The sequence below is a fragment of the Sinobaca qinghaiensis genome (genome assembly GCF_003610495.1).
Classification (GTDB): domain Bacteria; phylum Bacillota; class Bacilli; order Bacillales; family Marinococcaceae; genus Sinobaca; species Sinobaca qinghaiensis.
In genome coordinates, this window is the sequence record NZ_RAPK01000006.1 from 242655 (window position 1) to 265324 (window position 22670).

Here is a 22670-nt window from a genome sequence, read left to right on the forward strand (position 1 = left end):
GAATTTCAATAAAGTTCAGGAAATTTAGATAACTCTTCTAAAGCGCTTCTGACAGTAGATACAGCGGATTTTAAAAATATAAAAATTCTTTTTTAACGTAGAAAAACCACTCCTTCTTTAGAGTGGTTTTGGGTGAAATTAAGAGCTTGTTTTTAAAGCTCTTTTTAAAATTTTCCCGGTAGCGTTTTTCGGAAGTTCTTCAATAAATTCAATATCGGCAGGAAGCTTAAACTTGGCCAGATGCTGACTGCAGAAACCATGCATATCTTCTGTAGTTAATTCTTTATTTTTTGTAACAACAAAAGCTTTGATTTTTTCTCCGTAGGCTTCATCGGGTTCGCCAAGTACGGCTGCCTCCACGACATCGGGATGCTGGTAAATGACCTCTTCTACCTCGCGGGGATATACGTTGTAGCCGCCGACAATAATTAAATCTTTTTTCCGGTCTACAATATAAATGTAGCCTTCCTCATCCATACGGGCGAGATCTCCGGTATGAAGCCAGCCGTCGCGGATGGTCATACTGGTTTCTTCCGGAAGGTTTAAATAGCCTTTCATCACGTTGGGACCTTTCACGATCAATTCGCCTACTTCATTCGGTGGAACTTCTCTGTCTTCCGGATCCACGACCTTATTTTCTATGCCGGGGAAATTAACGCCGACAGAACCGGCTTTTCGTTCTCCATGCAGCGGATTAAAGGCGGTGACCGGGGCACTTTCCGACAGGCCGTAGCCTTCCAGAATCGGAACATCAAATCGCTCTTGGAAACGTTTAAGAAGCTCAACGGGCATGGAAGCACCGCCGGAAATACATAGGCGGATAGAGGAAAGCTCTTCTTTTCCAATATCAGGCATCTGATTAATAAAGTTGTACATCGTTGGCACCCCTGCAAATAAGGTCACCTGATGCTTTTGTATAGCCGTTACCGTTTCTTTTGGGCTGAAGGCCGGCATTATAACGATAGGCACACCTTTGATAAGAGAAGCGTTCATCGATACGGTCATACAGAATACGTGAAACATGGGAAGTACAGCCATGGATACATCTTTTTCTTCATATTCCATAGCCTCTGCCGTTGCGAGCGCATTGGACAGCACGTTCTCATGCGTTAAGATTGCTCCTTTTGGCCGGCCGGTTGTACCTGACGTGTAAAGAATAACCGCCGTATCCTCTTTTGTAAGCGATACGGAGCCCATAGGAGTCTGGTTATTATCCAGCAGGGAAGAAAAAGAAATATAGCCGGAAGAAGAATCAGAGCCTTCTCCGGTTAAAATAACGTGGTCCAGGGAGGAAAGCTTATCCTTTGCCTGCAGGAGCGGGTCTTTCATTTTTCCAATACCGACAATTGCCTTTGCTCCCGAGTTCGAAAGAATAAATTCAAGCTCGCTCGCCGTATACATAGGATTCATTGGAACAACAGCAGCACCGATACGGAGAATACTGTAATAGGAGATCACAAATTCCGGAGAATTGCCCAGCAGAAGAGCCACGCGGTCTCCTTTTTGAATACCGAGAGATTCTAATGTGCCGGCGGCCTGGTTAATGTCTTCAGTAAGAGAGGAATAGGAAAAAGGCTGGTCCTGCCATATGTATGCAGTAGACTCAGCAGAGCTCTTTGCTACGTCCTCTAAATAATCCACAAGTGTAGTCAATAAATGAATCCTCCTTTTTAAAATAATGAATGAACAGTCATTCATGTAAGCGATAACAAAATACTACTATAAACATAATCTCTATGGAAGAACATGTCAAGATGCGAACATGGATCTATAACGAAAAGGTCTTAAGATCAGCCTGTATCTGCTGATTGAGCTTATTGGATTTTAAAGTATTTGTACTAAAATATTAACATATTCAAAGAGGATTTATTTCTTTTTATAAACAAGGAAGGAAAGGAAGTTCTTTGTATAGAAGAGGTACGTTAATCAAGGAAAAGATACATAGGTGGGATAAAATGGAGAAGCCGTATATTTTAGCATATGGAAGAGTGAGTGAAGAAGCCCTGAAAAAGCTGGGACATGAGTACGAAACGGTCTACTTTGCGAACGGAGAAAATCTGGAAAATGAACGCTTTCGTGCAGTACTGCAGCAGGCACAAGCTATTGTCGGAGTGGAACTGGAAGTGAACGAAGAACTGCTCGATCACGCTCCGGAGCTGAAAGTTGTCAGCAATGTAGCAGTAGGGTACGATAACCTTAACGTGACAGCGCTTTCTAAAAGAGGGATAGCTGCCTGTCATACACCGGGCGTCCTTAATGATACGGTAGCAGATGCCGTGTTTGGAATGGTGCTTGCCTCCGCACGGAGAATTCCGGAAATGGACCGGTTCGTAAAAGAAAAAAAGTGGAATGGAGTCATGCCGGATGAAAAATTTGGTGTGGATGTCCACCATAAGAAAATCGGTATTATTGGCATGGGACGTATCGGAGAAGCGATAGCAAAGCGTGCCGCCCTCGGATTTGATATGGAAGTGCTGTATCACACCCGCTCAAGAAAAGAAAAAGCAGAGGACGAGTATGGCGCGGTTTATCAAGAACTGCCAGACCTGCTGGAGCAGTCCGACTTTGTTGTGCTTATGACGCCGTTGACTCCGGATACGGAAGGGTTAATGGGGACGGAGGAATTCAGGAGAATGAAAGCGGGCTCTATTTTCATCAATGCTTCCAGAGGCGCGGTAGTAGATGAAGAGGCGCTGGTTCATGCTTTGAGGAGTGGAGAAATCCGGGGAGCGGCGCTTGATGTATTCCAACAGGAGCCGATACAGCCGGATCACCCTTTTTTGACGATGGAGCAGGTTATTACGCTGCCTCATTTAGGGTCGGCCACAACGGAAAATGAAAATAATATGTCCCTTCTGGCAGCGGATAACGCCTTGCAGGTACTCAAAGGGCAAAAACCGGCGTATATGATAAATCAGGAAATATGGAAAGGGAGGAATAAACATGAATGAAAAATTTACAGCAGAAGCAGTCAGTCCAGCCGAATGGTATGAAAAAGACGAGGAGCTGGTCTGGCATGCCATGCGTCCCGGCAGTAAAAAACGCTCTTTTATCGCGTCAAAAGCAGAAGGGGCGTGGCTCGAAGATATAGACGGAAACCGCTATCTTGATGCGATGGCAGGCCTTTGGTGCGTAAATGCGGGCTACGGCCGTAAGGAAATTGCGGAAAGCGTATATGAGCAGCTGCTGGAAATGCCCTTTTACCCTCTGACACAAAGCCATAAGCCGGCTATACAGCTGGCCGAGAAGCTCAATGAGTGGCTGGGGGGAGACTATGTTATCTTTTTTTCCAACAGCGGATCGGAAGCAAACGAAACGGCTTTTAAAATAGCAAGACAGTATTTTCACCAAAAAGGGGAGGCGGCGCGCCAGACGTTCATCTCGCGCTATCGCTCGTATCACGGAAACACGATGGCGACGCTTGCAGCCACTGGCCAGGCCCAGCGTAAATATAAATACGGCCCGGGACTCCCCGGTTTTGTTCATGTGTCCCCGCCGGATCATTACCGCTCAGGAATGGAAACAGAAGCACAGAGCAATGAAAAGGCCGTGCAGGACATGGAAAACGTTATGAACTGGGAGCTTGGCGAAACGATCGCTGGGGTTATTATGGAGCCGATTATTACAGGTGGAGGCGTCCTTGTGCCTGGAGATACGTATATGAAGCGGGTGCAGGATGCATGCCGGAAGAACGGGGCTCTGTTAATATCAGATGAAGTGATCTGCGGATTCGGCCGAACCGGAAAACCTTTTGGCTTTCAGCATTTCGATGTGCAGCCGGATATTGTAACGATGGCAAAAGGCATTACAAGCGGCTACCTGCCGCTGTCGGCAACTGCCGTGAAGCGGGAAATCTATGAATCGTTTCAGGGGACGGAAGCTCACGATCATTTCCGCCATGTGAATACGTTTGGGGGCAGCCCGGCATCATGTGCGGCGGCGCTTGCTAACCTGGAAATAATGGAAAAAGAGAAGCTCAGCGAACGCTCAGAAGAGCTGGGCAGAGAACTTCAGGAGTCACTTCAGGAACTGCTGTCTCTTCCTCATGTAGGAGATGTCAGAGGAAGAGGGCTGCTTGCCGGAATTGAGTTTGTGGAAACGAAAGAAAACAAACAGCCGTGGGAAGAGGCGAAAGTAGCGCAGATAGTAGCACGGTGCAAAGACAAAGGCATAATTATTGGAAAAACAGCCGATACGGTAAACGGCTTTAATAATATTATTACGCTTTCACCCCCGCTTAGTCTTACCCGCGAAGACTTTGATTTTCTAGTAAAAACGCTGAAGGAAACCGTTCGGGAAGTAGTAACGCAGTAGGGTCACAGCAAAATGGAACTGACCACCAGACTGAACTGGATCTGGTGGTTCTTTTTTGTTTTATTGGTATAGACAACTATAACATTTAACTGTACAATTAACCTATGAGCAGATAAGAAGGAGTGGAGAAATGAGCAGAGACTGGATTATAAAAAATGTACGGGTTGTCAATCCGGATCAAGAGCTGAGTCAGGCATTTATTCATATACAGCAGGATAAAATTGTAAAAACCGCCCCGATGGCGGATTGGGAAATATATAAAAACGAAATAACGGTGGAAAAGGACAAAGTCCTGGATTTTTCCAAAGATAAAAACACTTTCCTCGTACCGGGTTTTGTAGACGTCCATATTCATGGAGCCAACGGAAGTGACGTGATGGATGGAACAGAAACAGCGTTTCAAACGATGGCTTCTTTTCTTCCCAGCGAAGGGACGACAAGCTTTTTAGCTACGACTATGACCCAGCATCCCGATAAAATCAGGCAGGCGCTGGAACAGGTGGGCAGCTATAAAGCAAAAGAGAAGGCAGAAGCCGAATGCCTCGGAGCCCATGTGGAAGGCCCTTTTTTCACAAAAGAAAAAGCGGGGGCTCAGCCAGTCGAACACCTCCGTCAGGCAGACGTTTCTCTTTTCAAAGAGTGGCAGAAAGCAGCATCCGGGAAAATAAAAATAGTATCACTCGCCCCGGAGCAGGACCCGGAATTTCTGCTTACTTCTTATTTAAAAGAAACAGGTGTGGCCGCATCGGCCGCTCATTCCAATGCAGAGGCAGATCTGGTCCGAATCGCCCAGAAACAGGGAATTTCCCATGCTACGCATTTATATAACGGGATGAGCGGACTAAATCATAGAGAACCCGGACTGGCAGCAGAAGCCCTTCTTAATTCAGGGATGACAATAGAAATGATCGTAGACGGAGTGCATATTCACCCGGATATGGTGAAGCTTGCCTATCGTTTAAAAGGGGCAGCCGCGACGCTGCTTATTACCGATTCGCTGCGTGCTAAAGGACTTCCGGACGGAAAATACGATCTCGGGGGCCAGGAGGTAACAGTCAAAGGGAATAAACCTTATTTAGAAGATGGGACGATCGCCGGAAGCGTTCTGCCAATGAATGAAGCAGTTAAAAACATGACAGCTTTCAGCGGCTGCTCCCTTCAGGAAGCGGTACGGATGGCTTCATGGAACCCGGCGGCGTTAGCTGGAGTAATTGATCGAAAAGGAAGTATCGAAGCAGGTAAAGACGCCGACTTTGTTTTAATGAATAAGGAAGGGACTGTTTATAAAACATGGTGCAGAGGAAATCTGGCTTTTCAGAGAGGAGAATGACAATGCGCTTAATTAAAGTGAGTGACTATAATGAAATGAGCGAAACCGCAGCTCGTCTGCTCTATGAGAAAGCAGCAGAAAAACCGGAGGCCGTGCTTGGTCTGGCTACCGGCGGCACGCCTGAAGGAACATACGCGGCGCTTGTTCGAAAGGTGAAAGCGGAGCCTATTGACCTTTCCCGCCTGCAGACCTTTAATCTTGATGAATATGCAGGACTTTCTCCGTCTCATCCAAACAGTTATTATAAATATATGGAGAGAAAATTTGTGCAGCCCCTGCAGCTCAATAAGATGCAGTTTCATATTCCAAACGGCGAAGCAGAAGACGGTGAAAAAGAGGCAGCACGCTACGAATCATTAGTGCAGGAATCTTCCGGAGTAGATCTTCAGCTTTTAGGAATTGGTGAAAACGGGCATATTGGTTTTAATGAGCCCGGCACCTCTTTTCAGGCAAAGACGCATGTTGTTACACTTAATAAAGAAACAAGAGCCGCTAATGCAAAGTATTTCAAGCAGATAGAGGATGTCCCTGAGAAAGCAATCACGATGGGAATCGGCACGATTATGAACAGTCGGAGCATTATACTGATTGTTTCAGGAAAAAGAAAAGCGCAGGCTCTGAAACGTTTAATGAGCGAAGAGGTGTCAGAAGATTTTCCAGCGTCTATTCTTCACAGCCATCCTGATGTAACGATCATTGCAGACAAAGAAGCAGCCTCGCTCCTTTCCTAAAGACCACACATCCGCATCAAAATATGTCAGGAGGGCGCAATATGATTGATAAGCAGTCTCCGCTCCCGATTTACTATCAAATTCAGGAGCTGATCCGCAAAAAAATAGACAAAAAGGAATGGCAGACAGGCGATGTCCTGCCTTCAGAACGAATTTTTGCAGAGCAGTACGAAGTAAGCAGAATGACAGTGAGGCAGGCGGTCACAGAGCTTGTAAATGAAGGTCTTCTCCGCCGGGAAAAAGGGCGGGGAACTTTTGTTGCGGAGCAGAAATTCACGCAGACGCTGCAGGGACTTACAAGTTTTACAGAAGATATGAAAGAAAGAGGGCTGAAACCAAGCAGCCGTCTGGTCAGTTTTAATGTTAAAGAAGCAGCAGGGAAAACAGCGAGAGTACTCGGTCTCAATGACGGAGAAGCAGTCTATGAAATACAGCGGATCCGGCTGGCAGACCATTCACCGATGGCGATGGAAACAACGTATATTTCAAAAGCACTGATTCCCGGCTTAACAAAAAACATCGTCCAGAATTCTATCTATGAATACGTAGAAGCGGAGCTCGGCCTGGCGATTGGATACGGAGAGCAGTCATTGGAAGCCGCTCTTGCTATGAAAAAGGAAGCTGAGCTTTTGGAGATAGAGTTGAACGATCCTGTTCTGCTGATTTCGAGAATTACTCATCTGCAGGATAAAACTCCCTTTGAATATGTAAAGTCGGCCTACAGAGGCGATCGGTATAAGTTCAGTATTCAAATGCCGAGAAATGAACAAAAGTAAATCTTCCAGCGTTCCTGCATAAAAATCCCCCTCCATCGTTTCGAAACGATGGAGGGGGATTTTTATGCAGGATTCACCAGTAAAAACAGCTGCTTCATTTAAAATCACCTCGTAAAATTAATTAGATTCTTCAGTGAAATGTAAGTGGTTTTTAATTGCCTCACGAAGATGGCCGTTGTGCTTACCTAATAATTGTTCAGGGTATTCACCACCTTCGCCTGTAATTAATTGAACAATGGCGGCTTTTGTATTGTTTTTTTGTTCCTGCATAGCGGTGGCAGCCTCATTTCTGTCTGCTCCCGATGCTTCCATAACGATCGAGAGAGCACGCTCTTGCAGCTTTAGATTTGTTGGCTGCACGTCGACCATCAGATTACTGTACACTTTGCCAATTTTTATCATGGAAACAGTAGAGAGCATATTGAGGACGAGCTTTTGGGCGGTGCCGGCTTTCATTCTAGTGGAACCGGTGATGATTTCAGGACCGAGTATAAGCTCAATAGCATGTGAAGCTTCAGCTGCCATAAGAGAGCCGGAGGAGCAGACAAGAGCTATAGTGAAAGCACCCTGACTGTTCGCCGCTTCTATAGCTCCGAGCGTATAGGGAGTACGTCCGCTGGCGGCTATGCCGACTACAACATCGTTTTCTGTTACTTTTACAGAAAGAATGTCTGAGCGTCCGGCTTCTGCATTATCTTCCGCATCTTCGCGTGTGGTTTTTAATGCCTCATCTCCTCCTGCCAAAAGCGCAATTACCTGCGATGGATCCACTCCATAAGTAGGCGGGCATTCAGAAGCATCGAGCAGTCCTAATTTGCCACTGGTGCCTGCTCCCGTGTAAATAAGTCTTCCCCCTTTTTGAAAAGCTTCTGTAATTTTTTCAGCTGCCAGTACAACAGCAGGAAGAGCCCTGGAAACCGCCAGGGGAACGATGGCATCTTCTTCGTTAATAATGGACATCATTTCATATGTTGATTTTTCATCTATATCCAATGTTTTTACATTTCTGCTTTCGGTCTTAATAGACTGGACATCGATCATAGCGTTTCTCCTTTTCTAAAATAGTCTAGTCAAAATTTATCACCACTAAGTATAGATGTCTATACCAATGTCAGATTATCTTCTGCATTATTATTTTAAATATAGTAACTAATATTTCGGTAACGCTTACATAAATATATCACCACTAAGTATAGATGTCTATACCAAAATTAATTCAATTATTTTATCTGAACAACGATTTATATAATAGAAGAAACAGAAAAAAAGAAAGAAATAATTAAAAAGAAATGAACGCAAACGGTTGCGTAAAAGCCTGGTTATTTCTATACTATTCATCGTGAGTAAAAAAGAGAAGAGAAGAGCAGTACAGAAAGAATAAGGGGGATTTATGAAAGACACTAGTTTTGCTATACATCCGGATCATCAACAGACAGCAGAAGAAGTTACATTTCAGGATATTGGAAACGTCACAGCCGTTTCAGAAGGCAGTGAGGCGGTCAGTCTGACGTGCGAGTATGGGTATGTAAGGATTAGTTTCCCTGCACCAGGTATTGCCAGAGTGAAAATGGATCCTAAAAAAATGCCGGAAGATACCAGCACGGCAGCGGTTGTAAAGCAGCAGCAGCCTGAAAAGATAACGGTACAGGAAATGGAAGAGGTGCTGGCTGTTAAAACAGAGGAGATTCGGCTCTCTATTTCCAAGTATCCCTGCCGTATTACCATGTACGATAAAGATGGAGAGGCTATTACTGACGAACAGCAGGAAGGAATGTCGTTTTCCCCAAGAGGAGAAGTCCGGGTCCGCAAGAAAATGGAGCCGGAAGATCATTTTTACGGCTTTGGCGAAAAAACAGGTTTTCTGGAAAAGCGTGGGGAAAAGATGAGGATGTGGAATACAGACGTATTTGCCCCTCATAATCCTGAAATAGATGCACTCTATCAATCAATTCCTTATTTTATGTCTATTCGGAACGGGAAAGCATACGGCTTTTATTTGGATAATACATTCCAGACGGAATTTGACCTGAAAACCTCTTACGAGACTTATTCCATTACTGCAGATGGAGGAGCGCTGGATTATTATATTTTAGCAGGACCGGCGCCTAAAGACGTGATCCGCCAGTACACCTCGCTTACCGGCAGAATGGAACTGCCTCCGAAATGGGCACTGGGATACCATCAATCCCGTTACAGCTACAGAAGCGAAGCGGAAGTACGTGAACTGGTGGAGGCATTCAAAAGGAAAAACATTCCACTCGATGCCGTCCACCTGGATATTCATTATATGGATGAATACCGCGTATTTACGTTTGATGAACAGAAATTCCCTGACCCGGAAAAACTCGTTCAGGATTTAAAAGCAGAAGGAATTAAAATCGTCCCTATTGTTGATCCGGGAGTCAAACGTGATGAAACGTATCTTCCCTATCAGGAAGGAATGGAAAAAAATCATTTCAGCTCTTATTCCGACGGCTCTGTCTACTACGGGGATGTATGGCCGGGCGAAAGTGCCTTTCCTGACTTTTTCCGCGGGGAGACGAGAAAATGGTGGGAAGAGCAGCAGGCCTACTATACCAATATGGGAATAGAAGGCGTCTGGAATGATATGAATGAACCTGCAGTGTTTAATGAAAAGAAAACGATGGACAATGACGTCTTTCATGAAGAGAATGGTGTATTCAAAACACACCGGGAACTTCATAACACGTATGGTCTTCATATGAGCCAGGCAAGCTTTGAAGGATTAAAAAACAAACTAGGTGGTAAAAGACCATTTGTTCTTACAAGAGCAGGATTTGCAGGTATTCAGCGTTACGCAGCAGTGTGGACGGGAGATAATAGAAGCTTTTGGGAACATCTGCAGATGGCGGTTCCTATGACCCTTAACCTCGGTGTTTCGGGTGTTCCTTTTGCAGGTAACGACGTAGGAGGCTTTGCCCACGACACAAGCGCCGAGTTGTTAACGCGGTGGACCCAGCTTGGAACATTCACCCCCTTTTTCCGGAATCACAGTAATATCGGTACCGTGTTTCAAGAGCCATGGGCTTTTGGGGAGAAAACGGAAGAAACGATTAAAAAATATATTGAACTTCGTCATAAATGGATGCCTCATCTCTATGAGTTGTTTCAGGAAGCTTCCGAAACCGGCATGCCGATTATGAGACCGATGATGATGCATCACGCTGATGATCCAAATACGCTGAAACTGCATGACCAGTTTATGGTAGGTGAAGATGTGCTGGTAGCACCGGTCACTCAGTCGGCTGCCAAGCACAGGATTGTCTACCTGCCGGCAGGCACGTGGTATAACTACTGGAATGATAATGAGGTTTATGAAGGCGGCCGCTATATTATGGCTGAGGCTGATTTGGACACTCTTCCTATTTTTATTAGAGAAAACAGCGCGATTCTTGAAGGCAGCGTAAAACAAAACGCAGACGCCAAACAAGAAAGCCTGAGGGTGCATGTGTATTTAGGTGGAACGGGGAGCCTGTCTAAGCGCATTTATGAAGATGATGGAGAAACGCTCAACCATCAAAACGAGAAATATTTTTCAGAAAGCATTTCTATTTCACGGGACAATGACATTATTTCTATAGAAGAAAAAGATATTCATGCAGGCTATACGCCGTGCTGGAACACTAAGACGTATGTATTGCATCAAGTACCTGAAACAATAGAAGTGTATATTAACGGCAGTAAGCAGGAAATAGTATATGATAAAGCAGATTTTAGGGCATTTGTATAAAAAAATAACCCAGCCGTATAATTACGGCTGGGTTATTGCTTTTTTTTGAATCAAATAGGCCTTATGAATGAAGTATCTAATATTTGAAAATATTACATTACGATTACACTGTAATTTTGGAATAATTTAGGTTTTGAAAAACAGAACACTGTAGAACTGCGGATTTAACACACTATATTGGTTTAATTACCCGGTTTTTAACCAAAATAAACATTTCACTGTACTAATTTTTTTTACAGTTGTATCACAAAACGCTAAAAAGGGTTGAGGAATAACGTTTTGAACTCTATAATTCAGAGTGTTGATCAGGCAGACAAAGACAAGTGAAAAAAACATACAGTAATAAAAAAAATATCAGGGGGTGACTTTTCGTCTGAAGAACGGCATATACTTTATAACGATAGAGACATACATAGAATGATTTAAAGTAATAAAAAAGTACAACAAATCTTATCTGTGAAAAAATCGATAAAGGGATTATGCGGCGTTCAATATACCTTATACATGTATAGGGTATGAATAAGACGAAAATCAATTATGAAAAAATATCTAGTAGGTTCAGCATTCGCAGCAGCAGCACTATTCGCAGTACCAAACGTTTCTGACGCAGCATCAATTGACGATCACGGAAGCTTAAATAAAGGAGACGTTAACTCTTCTGTTAACGCCCTTCAGGAAGAACTAAAATCACAGGGATATTTCAAAGGCTATACCGGTTCTACATTCGGACCTAGAACGCTAAGTGCTGTAAAAGCTTATCAGCGTGACAAAGGCATTTCTTCTCCAGCTGGAAGCTACTACGGCGTAGTTGGACCACAGACGCTTAGTTCCCTAAGCGGATCAAGCAGTTCTTCAAACACAACTGCTTCAAGCAGCTCATCTAATACAAAAGTTGCCGGAGCTTCTACTACACAATCCAGCAGCGGCGTTGTATCTGCAGCCAAGCAGTACATGGGCTCTCCATATGTATGGGGCGGAACATCCCCAAGCGGTTTTGACTGCAGCGGATTCCTTCAGTATTCCTTTAAGCAGGCAGGCAAAAACGTGCCGCGTACTGTTTCCCAAATGTACAGCGCAAGCACTAAAGTGTCCAGCCCAAGCGTTGGAGACATTGTATTCTTTGATACAAGAGGCGGTCCATCCCACGCAGGTATTTACGTAGGCAACAATCAGTTTATCCACGCTGGTTCTTCTACAGGCGTAACTATTTCAAGCATGGACAGTTCATATTGGGGCCCTCGCTATATCGGAGCCGGCCGCGTATAATAAATATAATCGAGGCAGCCTCTTTCTCAAAGAAAGAGGCTGTTTTTATATGTATTTACTGCTTATGTATCGTCTTACTTTTTAATAATGTATAATGTAGAAAGAACCTATTCGACGCTTCATTGCAAAGGAAAGTGAATGATGAATAACATACAATCTGTACAGAGTCAGCTTGCAAGCTATATAGGGAAATTGTTAAGAGATCACTTTGGCAAGGGACCGGGCTCCGTTTTTGTGTCCGTGAAAAACCCCTTTATCACGATTTATTTAAAAGAGTTTGTCACACCGGTAGAACAGGTACTGATCAACCAGGACAAGCAGACAAACGTGGAGAAAACCCGCGATTATCTTATGATGGAATTAATTCCGGAAATAAAAGAATATTTGAGTGCCAATGCGGGATTTTCCATAGAAGAAGTTTATTACGACTGGTCTCTTGATACAAAATCAGGGATGATTCTGGGTGTGCTCTCTGAAGGAAAAGCGTCTAAAGAAAAAACATGGGAGATGTATCCCGGCAAAGAAAATGTGCATAAAGAAATTATTAGAATGAGCCGTCATGCGGAGAAGACACCTATGTATGTAGACTCTTTTTATTTAAACGACCGGACCCTCGTTATTATGCGTACCGGGATCCTTGTTAGAATCGAAAAAGAACTCATCAAATCGGGATTTGAAGAAGAGTTAAAAATCACTAAACGGCCGCTGGAGAAAAATTTAATCCGCAAAACAGAATTAGAAGAAATTCTGCCTTCCTCTATTGAAAATATCTTTTTGGACTGGGATTTTAATGCAGATATCAGCTTTATTGTTATTATTTTAAAACCAAATAAATAAAAGGCCAGAAGAAGGACGGATAATAAGCCGGACTTTGTGCCGGGAACAACAGACTATTTTGTTGTTTCCGGTTTTTTTATTGTGTTTTTAAAACAAAAAATATAAAATAAAGGCTTCTTATCCGATAATTTTAATGTGTTATGATGATAGCAGTTGATTTGGAGATGAATCCAATGTACACAAAAGAATATAAAATAGGTATCGATATCGGTGGTACGAAAATACTGGGTCTGCTGGTAGATGCTGAACATAGAATAGTGAAAGAATGCCAATATCCAACGTTTAACGAAAATGGAATACTTGACTGGAAGGAGGCTCTTTATAAAACAGCCTCCTATCTCTGCAGACAGACGGAAGCCGGCACGATTGGGCATATGTCCATTGCGTGCGCCGGATTAATCAATACAAAAACAGGAACGATCGTTTATTCGCAGAGCCTGAATGTTCATCAGCTCAAGCTTGCAGATGAATTGGCCGCAGCATTTGCCGTTCCGGTTTCTCTTTATAATGATGCCGATGCGGCAGCTTTTGCAGAAGCGGCTTTTTATCAGAAAGAGTCTCTGCTCTACATTTCTGTAGGTACGAGCATTGGTTCTGGGCTGATACTTAACGGAAGTATATTCAATGGGGCTGGTGGAATGGCTGGGGAAATAGGGCATATCCCCGTAGAGCTTGAGGGACGTTCGTGTCCCTGCGGGAATAATGGCTGCGTCAGAGCCTACGCTTCAGGAAAAGCGATGGAGCAGGAGGCGCTGCAGTGGCAGCAGGAACATGGACAAAAGCGGCTTTTGATGCCTGATATCTTATCAGCTGCAGAAAAGGGAGACCCTTATTGTGAAAAACTGCTGCAGGACGCTGCCTCCCGGCTTGCCCAGGCAGCTGCGGCGGCTGTTCATCTGCTGAATCCTTCAATGATTGTTTTCGGCGGAGGCATAATTGAAAACAGCCCATTTTATTTCCAACACACAAAAAAATCTGTCTATGCAGGAATTCTGCCGGGGTTTTCAACTATTCTGGCCATCAAAGAAAGTCACTGGCAGGAAAAAAGTGCCGCACTCGGCAGTATTTACTTAGTATAAGAAAATAGATAAATGATGAAAAGACACACTATTATATATGGAAAATCAGACATAATTTATGTAAAATAATATAAGAGAATAGAAAGGGGCACTAAGCCTATGTCATCCATATTACGAAAGCAGCTTAAGGACGCACTCAACGATGCTGTTGAAAAGCAGCAGTTTCAATTAGCGGAGCAGGCCGTCGTTCATTTAAAAAACCTTGCCCAGCTGGAAGCTTTTATCGAAGGCGGACCAGCGGCGGAGGATTATTCGAGACAGCCCTCTGCTGCTGTAAATCAGGGAACGGTGGATCTTCTGGCGCCGGTGCCGGAAGACAGTGGATCCCGAAGCAGTGAATTTGTATCCCGGCAGGGTGCAGCTGCTTCTAAAAGAGATATGCTTCTGCTTTATTATATAGAAGAAGAAGATTTAATTAAGTTTAAAAAGTCGCCTCAGACATACGCGGTGAGCATTGATTTTTTTAGGGCTTTTCTGGAGAATCTAATAGAATGGAAAAACAAATCTCCTTTTTCTTCCAAAGATTATTATGAAGCGTTTGGAGGAATGCTGAGTGAAAAGTCCACGTACCAGACCTCCACACTCAGGCAGTTTATTACGCTTTTGTTCCGGTACTGTGTAAGGCTCGGGCTGCTTGAAAAACCGGAAATTCATCAAAGAAGCCGATACGTGGTTTCAGATAACAGTAATGTAGAAAAAACTATACAGTATATTAAAAGCGAAAAGATGCTTCAGCTTTAATAAAAGGCTGATTTTGCAGAGAATCCATTGGATTCTTTACAAAATCAGCCTTTTTTTATGCAATAAACCTGAAATATTCCACGAAATTGGATGGGGGTACTTTTATCTCGGTTCTCCATGAGATTATTCTTTAAAATCATAAACATCAAATCGAAAGTCTTAGATAATAGCGTTTATTAAAAATAAGAATAGGTACTTTATCATGTTTATGTTACATATATCCATTCTTATATTACGTATGTGGGACTTACGTTACAGTTGTGTAACAAAACATCAAAGAGTATTGTGGCATCTTTCCCTATCGTCATATAATTCAAACATAATAAAACAAAATAATAAAAAACAAGGAGGTGTGCGTTCGTTTCACTCTCACTACATAATAATAAACATGTCGTTGGAAAACATAAGAATTACCTTCCATACATAAAGCTTTATACATAGAACAATCAATAAAACCCTGTTCTAACGACATACCTACATAACGAGAGAAAACGGCGTCAACTATACTATGAAAAAATATTTTATCAGCGGTGCACTTGCAACAGCTATTCTATTTACTCCATCCATGGCGGATGCAGCTCTTGGCGACCAGACCCTTCGTTCCGGTATGAAGCATTCTGATGTGTCTGAGCTTCAGAAATGGCTGAATAACAAAGGATTCAATGCAGGTTCAGTAGATGGGTCTTTCGGACCGAAAACAAGAAGCGCGCTTATTTCCTATCAGAGAAGCGCAGGTATTTCAGCTGACGGCATCGCAGGTAACCAAACCTTCGGCAAGATGAAACTTAAATCTTCCGGATCGTCTTCAAGTTCTTCTTCGAAAACAACTGTGAAATCTGCTTCCACCGGCAGCAGCGACTTTTCCCGTACGCTTCGTCAGGGAAGCCGTGGAAACGATGTTAAGGCTCTTCAAAGCGCACTTAACAGCAAAGGATTCAGCGCAGGCACAGCAGACGGTGTATTTGGTTCGCGTACTGCACGTGCACTACGCTCCTTTCAGTCTGCTGCAGGAATTGGCGTAGACGGCGTAGCAGGATCAAAAACATTCGCTGCTCTTAAAGGAAGCGTTAAAGCTTCTTCCAGCAGTTCGTCTTCAAGCTCTTCAAAAGTAGCAGGAGCTTCTACTTCCGCCTCTACTAGCGGCGTAGTAAACACAGCAAAAAGATATATCGGCACTCCATATGTATGGGGCGGGACTACGACCAGAGGTTTTGACTGCAGCGGCTATATTCAGTTCGTTCTTCGCCAGCATGGGGTAAATACTCCACGCACAGTGGCACAGATGTACAATGCAGCTTCAAAGGTTTCCAGTCCATCTGTAGGAGATATTGTTTTCTATGATACTAGAGGAGGCCCTACACACGCTGGTATTTATATTGGAAACAATCAATTCATCCATGCGGGAGCTTCTACGGGAGTAGCAATTGCAAGCATGAACAACAGCTATTGGTCCCAGCGCTATATTGGTGCAGGACGCCTGTAATACAGCAGAAAATAACAGCCGGCCGCGCAGAAGCGCAGCCGGCTGTTATTTATCGTTCTGTTGTCAGCCATTTAAAGAAAGACTTCATATTTCCCCGGAAGTCCTTTCTGCCGTCCAGACGGCGGCCGATAATAATTCCAGCTGCCAGGAGCAGAGTGACTAGAAGGGCCTCTCCAAATCCCCAAAGCAGAAAAACGATTCCGGCAGCAACAGCGGCTGTAAGACCAACGATCCGGCCTTTATAAGGCAGGAGCATTTCCAGAAAATCTGATTGATTTTGCATAAATTCCTCCATTTTCTACATTATAACTACGAGCGCAGTACTATTTTTCTTTTGTATACTATCTCCCTTATTTGGCATTTTGAAACGCTTTAAAGGGGAAGGACTTTCTACGGAAATAGGATTACAACTATATAAAAAAGGGAAAGGAGATACCATAACGATATTACGTATAAAGGAGCTAATAACATGGCAGAAATAAATAACCAGAATAACCAGGAAGAAAAAGAACTTCAGTTCAGTAACGAAGTAATTAAGAAAATTGCAGCATTGAGCGCTTCCGAGGTAGAAGGAATTCTATCATTGAGCGGCGGAGTAGCCGAAGGATTTGCGGAGCGTCTGGGCCGTAAAAGCCTGACTAAGGGAGTAAGCGCAGAAACCGGCGAAAAGCAGGCAGCAATTGAACTGAATGTTATCGCGAAGTATGGCGCTAACGTGCCGCAGGTATTTCAGGAAGTAAAAAGAAGAATTACTGAAAATGTAAGACAGATGACGGGGCTTGAAGTAGTAGAAGTAAAAATGTTTGTAGACGATGTGGATGTTGAAGGAGACAGAAAGCTCGGAGAAGAGCCGGAAGCTCAGGAAACAACAGGACGTCTCGAGTAGTATTACGTTTAAACCAGGCTATTATAACTCTATCTAATTAAAGGGGAACTTGCATATGTTTAGAATGGTAAGAAGATTATTTAAATACGGCGTGATGGCGGCACCATTTATTAAGAAGGGCTATAACAAATACAAATCAAAAAAACGCCCATCTGATACTACACGCTAATAATATCCCCGGCGGGAGCCGGGTTTTTTTATACTTAGATTACAAGGATTTAATAGGAGGATGCTATGTCTTTTGAAAATAAAACAGTAGTAGTAACAGGTGCAGCTAAAGGAATCGGACTGGCAGCAGCCCGGATGTATGCTGAAAAAGGAGCTGCGGTAGTACTGGCTGATATCGATGAGAAAGGACAGGCTGAGGCAGAGGAAATGCAGAATAGAAGCCTCAAAGCTATTTTCATCAAAACAGACGTGACCCGCGAAAGTTCAGTATCTTACTTAATGAACAGAGTGTACGAAATATACGGAACGATTGATGTGCTCATAAATAATGCAGGAATGGAAGCATTTCTATCACCATTCGAAATTACGTTGGAAGAATGGGAAAATGTAATGCAAACCAACCTGCGGAGCGTCTTCCTGGGCACGAGGGAAGCAGCTAAAGTAATGAGACAGACGCAGAATGGGGGAGCCATCGTTAATATTGCTTCCACCAGAGCAATGATGTCAGAGCCCCACTCTGAAGCATATGCGGCTTCTAAAGCGGGCATCATCGGCTTAACCCATTCATTTGCGGCTTCGTTAAGTCCTTATAACATTACAGTGAACGCTGTTTCACCGGGATGGATTGAAACAGGGGATTACGAAAAGCTTTCTATTCATGATCATACGCAGCATTTATCGAATCGGGTAGGGCGGCCGGCAGATGTAGCGAAAGCCTGTCTCTACTTATCTGAAGAAACCAATGATTTTGTAACAGGGACAAATCTGGTTATAGACGGTGGAATGACAAGAAAAATGATTTATGAAGAATAGGTCAGGAAAAGCGGCGGATCGCAGGGTGGACGGAAACAGATATATTTCCGGCAACCGCTCTGGAGATCATGCAGCTTTTTTCTGCTTTATCGGCGAGCCGCATGGCTTTTGCCTCTTCCTTTTCTGTGACAGAGGAAGCAAGCAGTAAATTCGGATAATGAATAATCTCTTTGTACGTAAAAACGCCATTTGTTACATCAACGAGTCCTTTACTTTCCATAGAGAGCTTTTCTGTTTTGATACCTGCTCGTTCCAGCATGGCGGCAAAGGTTATAATATAACAGGTGGCAGCGGCTCCAAGAAGCATTTCATCTGGATTGGTTCCAATACCGGGTCCATCCATTTCCGCAGGAATAGAGATAGCCGTTTCCAGGTGTTCTGAAGACAATGTTCCAACGCTGCTGCGGCCTTCCGGCCATTGCGTCGTAACGATAAAAGGGTGCAGAGCCAAACCTATCACTCCTTAAATATAATGGGATATCCTTTTAAACTAACGAAATACAGTTCTTATTTCAAGAAATATCTTCCATGCTGTCTTGACAAGGCTTACATACAAACTGTACGATAAGATTACGTTTAATGGAATCGATTCCATTAATGAAATAAAGGAAGGGCGGTAAATGAATGAATTGGCTTCTGACAAATAAAAACAAACGTCTTACTCCTGAAAATAGTAAAGAACTTGAATATATAAAAAAGCAGGTAGCAGATTCCCCCTGGCGCCAAGTGTTTCATATCCAGCCGGAAAGCGGCCTGTTAAATGACCCGAATGGTTTCGCTTTTTTTAATGGCGAATATCATTTATTTTACCAATGGTATCCATTTGGTCCGGTGCATGGGTTAAAGCATTGGTATCATCTGACATCGGAGAATTTAGTGGACTGGAAAAGCCACGGCGCAGCGCTTGCTCCTGATATCTATGAAGACCGTCATGGTGTTTATTCCGGCAGCGGTTTAGCGGTAAAGGAAAAGCTATATCTGTTTTATACCGGGAACACGAAGCTGGATAATGGAGAGAGGGTGCCTTTCCAATGCTCCTGTGCAATGAGGACTGATGGGACATTTGAAGAAAAAAAGGTGCTGATGGAAGGGGCTCCGGAGGGCTATACACCCCACTTCAGAGATCCGAAAGTATGGCAGGCGGAGGACGGCATGTATTATGCAGTCATTGGAGGCCAGCGCGTCGACCTTACGGGCGCCATTCTTCTATACGTATCCGCTGATCTGGAAACCTGGGAATGCAAAGGAGAAGTTCAAACTAGTCTGCCGTCGTTTGGGTACATGTGGGAATGTCCGGATTATTTTGAAATACAGGGAAACGGAATTTTGATGTTTTCCCCACAGGGCATCGAAGCTGAAGGCGACAGCTTTCAAAATATTTATCAGTCCGGCTATATTATGGGTGAGCCGCTGGATTTAGCCTCAGGCCGACTGGAGCACGGTGCTTTCAGAGAATGGGATCACGGTTTTGACTTTTATGCCCCGCAGACAACGGAAAGTCCGTATGGCAGAAGGATTTTAATCGGCTGGATGGGGCTGCCGGATCAAAGCTATCCGACCGATCGTTTTGGATGGGCCCACTGCCTGACGCTTCCAAGAGAAATTGTTTTTGAAAACGGGGAACTCCGGCAGCAGCCGGTGAAAGAGCTGAAGAATAAACGAAACGAAGCAGAACATCAAACCTGGAATAACGCAGACGAGCTGATGGATGGACAAGCATATGAGCTTGATATTCGTTTTGATTCACTGCCGGATACACCTTTTTCTTTGCACGTACGGGAAGGCAGACAGGAGAGAACAACGCTGCACTATGACCCCCGGGATAGGAAGCTGGTTCTGGATCGATCAGACAGCGGCGAACCGTTAAATGAAGAGTATGGTACGACGAGAGCTGCATTACTTTCCTACCCGCTTGCAACCCTTAGAATATTCGTGGATGTCTCTTCCATAGAAATATTCGCAAATGATGGAGAATGTGTCTTTACTTCGCGGATTTTTCCGAAAGAAGACAGCAATGGAATCCGAATGCAGGCAGATGCCGGCGGTCTGGTCTTTCATGCAGAAAAATGGGAATATAAATAAAACCACAGCCCTTTTTAACAGGGCTGTGGTTTTTAGCTATTTCAGCTGGTCGCGTTTATGCATGGCAACGAGTGTAATCATTTCAAAAGCAACAGCAGAAGCGAGGGCCGCGGTAATCTCTCCATGATCATAGGCAGGCAGCACTTCAACCAGGTCAAATCCTTTAATATTTAATCCGTATAATCCTCTGACATATTCAAGCGCTTCGTGGCTTGTAGGGCCGCCGACTTCCGGGGTTCCTGTACCGGGGGCATAGGCAGGATCCACAAAATCAATGTCGTAGGAAACAAAAGCAGGGGCATCGCCAACGCGCTCTCGTACCTGGCGGAGGACTTCCTCATAGCCGAGCTTATGCACGTCACGCATCGGAATGGTTTTAAAACCCAGATCTTCAGGATCGGTCACGTCGTGAGGTCCGTAAAGCGGCCCGCGGAGGCCGACCTGGATAGAGCGGGAGGTGTCAATCAATCCTTCCTCAACGGCCCGGCGGAAAGGAGTGCCGTGCATGTATTTCTCGCCAAAATAGTTATCCCATGTGTCGCTGTGGGAATCAAAATGAATCAGAGCGACCGGGCCGTATTTTTTGGCAAAAGCACGTAGATGACCAAGGCTTACAGAATGATCCCCGCCTAGTATAACGGGAGTAACATCATCTGCAAGAATAGTGGAAAGCTGTTCTTCCACGAGTTCATAAGAGCGGTGAATGTTCTGCGGAACCGTGTCAAAATCTCCATAATCGACGCCCGAGCAGTAGTCGAATATATCAATTTCCTGATCCGGATTATACGGACGGAGCAGGATGGAGAAGTTACGGATATGCTGAGGGCCTCCTCTCGCTCCAATCCGATTTGATACCGCGGTATCGAAAGGGTTTCCGACAACCACGAAATCAACGTCCTTTGTTGTGCGGATATTTTCCAGACGCATAAACGTGCGCACTCCGGTATAACGGGGGCTTAATGAAGAATCCTTTGGTCTGTACATATGTAATCCTCCTAGAATGTCATATTAGAAAAAGAAAAGGTGAGCCATAGCAACAATAATTGGCAGCGTAATGATCGTCCGCTGAATAAAGACAATAATAAGGTCAAGCAGAGACAATGGAATTTTGGAACGAAGCAGCAGAATTCCTACTTCTGACATGTACACAAGCTGTGTCATAGAAAGGGCAGCAATAACAAACCGGGTCAATTCACTTTCGATCCCGCTTCCAATAACAGCTGGAAGAAACATGTCCGCAAACCCTACAATCATAGCCGGAGCCGCAGCGCCTGCTTCAGGAATGGCCATCCACTCCAGGACCGGTACAAGCGGATAGGATAAAATCGTAAAAATAGGCGTGAATTCTGCCGTTAAAAGAGCCAGGGTTCCCAGTCCCATAACGAGTGGGATTAGACCGAACCAGATATCGAGTACATTTTTAGTGCCGTTTACGGCAAGTTCTTTAGGACCGGTTACTTCTGACGCTTTAGCCACTGCTTTTTCAGCAGCCCAGCGCAGTCTTGTTTTACCTTCCGGTACATCTTCGGAAATCTGTTTGCCGACCGGCTCATAGTATACGTCGGATTTCCGTGAAAGCGGAGGAATACGCGGACAGATGATGGCTGCGGCAAGACCGGCAACTACCACTGTCAGGTAAAATTGGATGAACATATGATCGAGTCCGATAAATTGAATGACTACAAGGCTGAAAGCAATAGAAGCTACAGAGAAGTTAGTGGCAATGACAGAAGCTTCTCTTTTTGTATAAAAGCCGCCTTCATACTGCTGGGTAGTAATCAGCACGCCGACTGTACCGCTTCCCATCCAGGAAGCCATCGCATCAATGGAAGATCGGCCGGGGAGCTTGAATAATGGACGCATCAGAGAGCGGACGAGCGTGCCGATAAATTCCATTAAGCCGAACTGCAGCAGAAGCGGCATGAGGAATCCTGCCACGAGAAACCACGTAGTCAATACAGGCACTAAATCATAAAGTACGGTCCCTCCCGTCAGGTCGGACCATATCATCTCCGGTCCTATCTGGAATAAAACCATCACGGCAAAAACGGCTCCTAAGAGTCGAAAGCCCGCCCAGACCCAGCTGACCGCAAACAGTTCACGAATGAACGGAAAACGCTGCAGCCAGGCAGCATTTTGTTTCTCAGCGGCTATCGCGGTGAGTGTCATAACCCCTGACAAAACGAGCAGCAGCGTCATAAAACCAGCGAGACCATCCTGAAATACAAGCTGGAGGGATTCGGCAGCAATACCGATGCCTATCGTCCACTGCCCCTGATAGGGAACAGGGAGCAGAAACAAAAACAAACTGACAATAGAAGCAATCAGTGCCTTGGACATATTCCGTTTCGTCCAGGTAGTTTCTAAGCTGTGCCTGTCCGCTTCTTTATTCGATTCCATATTCTCCACATCC

Annotated in this window: 20 protein-coding genes; 14 read left to right on the plus strand and 6 right to left on the minus strand. The window is 44.4% G+C overall.

The annotated features are described in order from the left end of the window. Positions 1–138: 138 nt before the first annotated feature. Positions 139–1698, minus strand: a complete 1560-nt coding sequence (locus ATL39_RS01595) for a long-chain-fatty-acid--CoA ligase (protein WP_120191534.1) — start codon at positions 1696–1698, stop codon at positions 139–141. 257 nt (positions 1699–1955) lie between these two features. Here ATL39_RS01595 and ATL39_RS01600 point away from each other — a divergent pair, with 257 nt between their 5' ends. From ATL39_RS01600 to ATL39_RS01620, 5 genes are all read left to right on the plus strand, one after another. Further along, positions 1956–2951 carry a 2-hydroxyacid dehydrogenase gene (locus tag ATL39_RS01600; RefSeq protein WP_120191535.1) on the plus strand — a complete coding sequence of 332 codons (996 nt, stop codon included), beginning with the start codon at positions 1956–1958 and terminating at the stop codon, positions 2949–2951. Beyond that, entirely contained in the window at positions 2944–4314 is a 1371-nt protein-coding gene (locus ATL39_RS01605; protein ID WP_120191536.1) for an aspartate aminotransferase family protein, read from the plus strand. The genes ATL39_RS01600 and ATL39_RS01605 overlap by 8 nt, the downstream gene beginning before the upstream one ends. Before the next feature lie 130 nt (positions 4315–4444). Beyond that, positions 4445–5644: an N-acetylglucosamine-6-phosphate deacetylase gene (gene nagA, locus ATL39_RS01610; protein ID WP_120191537.1), complete on the plus strand. Its 1200-nt coding sequence runs from the start codon at positions 4445–4447 to the stop codon at positions 5642–5644. Between the two features lie 2 nt (positions 5645–5646). Next, positions 5647–6375 (plus strand): glucosamine-6-phosphate deaminase, encoded by a 729-nt coding sequence (gene nagB / locus ATL39_RS01615; protein ID WP_120191538.1) that lies wholly within the window; start codon positions 5647–5649, stop codon positions 6373–6375. A gap of 41 nt (positions 6376–6416) precedes the next feature. After that, positions 6417–7151 carry a GntR family transcriptional regulator gene (locus ATL39_RS01620; RefSeq protein WP_120191539.1) on the plus strand — a complete coding sequence of 245 codons (735 nt, stop codon included), beginning with the start codon at positions 6417–6419 and terminating at the stop codon, positions 7149–7151. Between the two features lie 117 nt (positions 7152–7268). On the opposite strand, the gene murQ is transcribed toward ATL39_RS01620, so the two are convergent. Further along, positions 7269–8192, minus strand: coding sequence for an N-acetylmuramic acid 6-phosphate etherase (murQ, locus tag ATL39_RS01625; RefSeq protein ID WP_120191540.1), 924 nt, complete (start codon positions 8190–8192; stop codon positions 7269–7271). Positions 8193–8541: 349 nt separating this feature from the next. Between murQ and ATL39_RS01630 the strand changes: the two genes are divergently transcribed. The 6 genes from ATL39_RS01630 to ATL39_RS01655 all read left to right on the plus strand — a co-directional run bounded on the left by ATL39_RS01630 (position 8542) and on the right by ATL39_RS01655 (position 16308). Next, positions 8542–10902, plus strand: a complete 2361-nt coding sequence (locus tag ATL39_RS01630) for a glycoside hydrolase family 31 protein (protein WP_120191541.1) — start codon at positions 8542–8544, stop codon at positions 10900–10902. A 537-nt stretch (positions 10903–11439) separates the two neighbouring features. Further along, on the plus strand, positions 11440–12168 hold the full coding sequence (locus ATL39_RS01635) for a C40 family peptidase (protein ID WP_120191542.1): 729 nt from the start codon (positions 11440–11442) through the stop codon (positions 12166–12168). 141 nt (positions 12169–12309) lie between these two features. Further along, entirely contained in the window at positions 12310–13005 is a 696-nt protein-coding gene (locus ATL39_RS01640) for a Na-translocating system protein MpsC family protein (RefSeq protein WP_120191543.1), read from the plus strand. A gap of 173 nt (positions 13006–13178) precedes the next feature. Then, a complete protein-coding gene (locus tag ATL39_RS01645; RefSeq protein ID WP_170146804.1) occupies positions 13179–14084 on the plus strand; it encodes an ROK family protein in 906 nt (301 codons plus the stop codon). Positions 14085–14183: 99 nt separating this feature from the next. Then, positions 14184–14825 (plus strand): hypothetical protein, encoded by a 642-nt coding sequence (locus tag ATL39_RS01650; RefSeq protein ID WP_120191545.1) that lies wholly within the window; start codon positions 14184–14186, stop codon positions 14823–14825. 508 nt (positions 14826–15333) lie between these two features. Then, positions 15334–16308 carry a C40 family peptidase gene (locus ATL39_RS01655; protein ID WP_120191546.1) on the plus strand — a complete coding sequence of 325 codons (975 nt, stop codon included), beginning with the start codon at positions 15334–15336 and terminating at the stop codon, positions 16306–16308. A gap of 49 nt (positions 16309–16357) precedes the next feature. Here the strand turns inward: ATL39_RS01655 and ATL39_RS01660 are convergent, their stop codons facing one another. After that, entirely contained in the window at positions 16358–16591 is a 234-nt protein-coding gene (locus ATL39_RS01660; RefSeq protein WP_170146805.1) for a DUF2273 domain-containing protein, read from the minus strand. A 186-nt stretch (positions 16592–16777) separates the two neighbouring features. On the opposite strand from ATL39_RS01660, the gene ATL39_RS01665 reads away from it, so the two are divergent. Together ATL39_RS01665 and ATL39_RS01670 are read left to right on the plus strand one after the other, a co-directional pair. Continuing rightward, positions 16778–17194: an Asp23/Gls24 family envelope stress response protein gene (locus ATL39_RS01665; protein WP_120191548.1), complete on the plus strand. Its 417-nt coding sequence runs from the start codon at positions 16778–16780 to the stop codon at positions 17192–17194. Positions 17195–17428: 234 nt separating this feature from the next. Further along, positions 17429–18175, plus strand: coding sequence for a glucose 1-dehydrogenase (locus ATL39_RS01670; protein ID WP_120191549.1), 747 nt, complete (start codon positions 17429–17431; stop codon positions 18173–18175). A 1-nt stretch (position 18176) separates the two neighbouring features. Here the strand turns inward: ATL39_RS01670 and ATL39_RS01675 are convergent, their stop codons facing one another. Beyond that, positions 18177–18626 carry an OsmC family protein gene (locus tag ATL39_RS01675; protein ID WP_120191550.1) on the minus strand — a complete coding sequence of 150 codons (450 nt, stop codon included), beginning with the start codon at positions 18624–18626 and terminating at the stop codon, positions 18177–18179. 173 nt (positions 18627–18799) lie between these two features. On the opposite strand from ATL39_RS01675, the gene ATL39_RS01680 reads away from it, so the two are divergent. Further along, the gene (locus tag ATL39_RS01680; RefSeq protein ID WP_120191551.1) at positions 18800–20257 is read left to right on the plus strand and encodes a glycoside hydrolase family 32 protein; all 1458 of its coding nucleotides are present in this window, start codon (positions 18800–18802) and stop codon (positions 20255–20257) included. A gap of 36 nt (positions 20258–20293) precedes the next feature. Here the strand turns inward: ATL39_RS01680 and speB are convergent, their stop codons facing one another. Together speB and ATL39_RS01690 are read right to left on the minus strand one after the other, a co-directional pair. Then, the gene (speB, locus tag ATL39_RS01685) at positions 20294–21241 is read right to left on the minus strand and encodes an agmatinase (protein WP_120191552.1); all 948 of its coding nucleotides are present in this window, start codon (positions 21239–21241) and stop codon (positions 20294–20296) included. A 24-nt stretch (positions 21242–21265) separates the two neighbouring features. Continuing rightward, on the minus strand, positions 21266–22657 hold the full coding sequence (locus tag ATL39_RS01690) for a YjiH family protein (protein ID WP_120191553.1): 1392 nt from the start codon (positions 22655–22657) through the stop codon (positions 21266–21268). Positions 22658–22670: the final 13 nt, after the last annotated feature.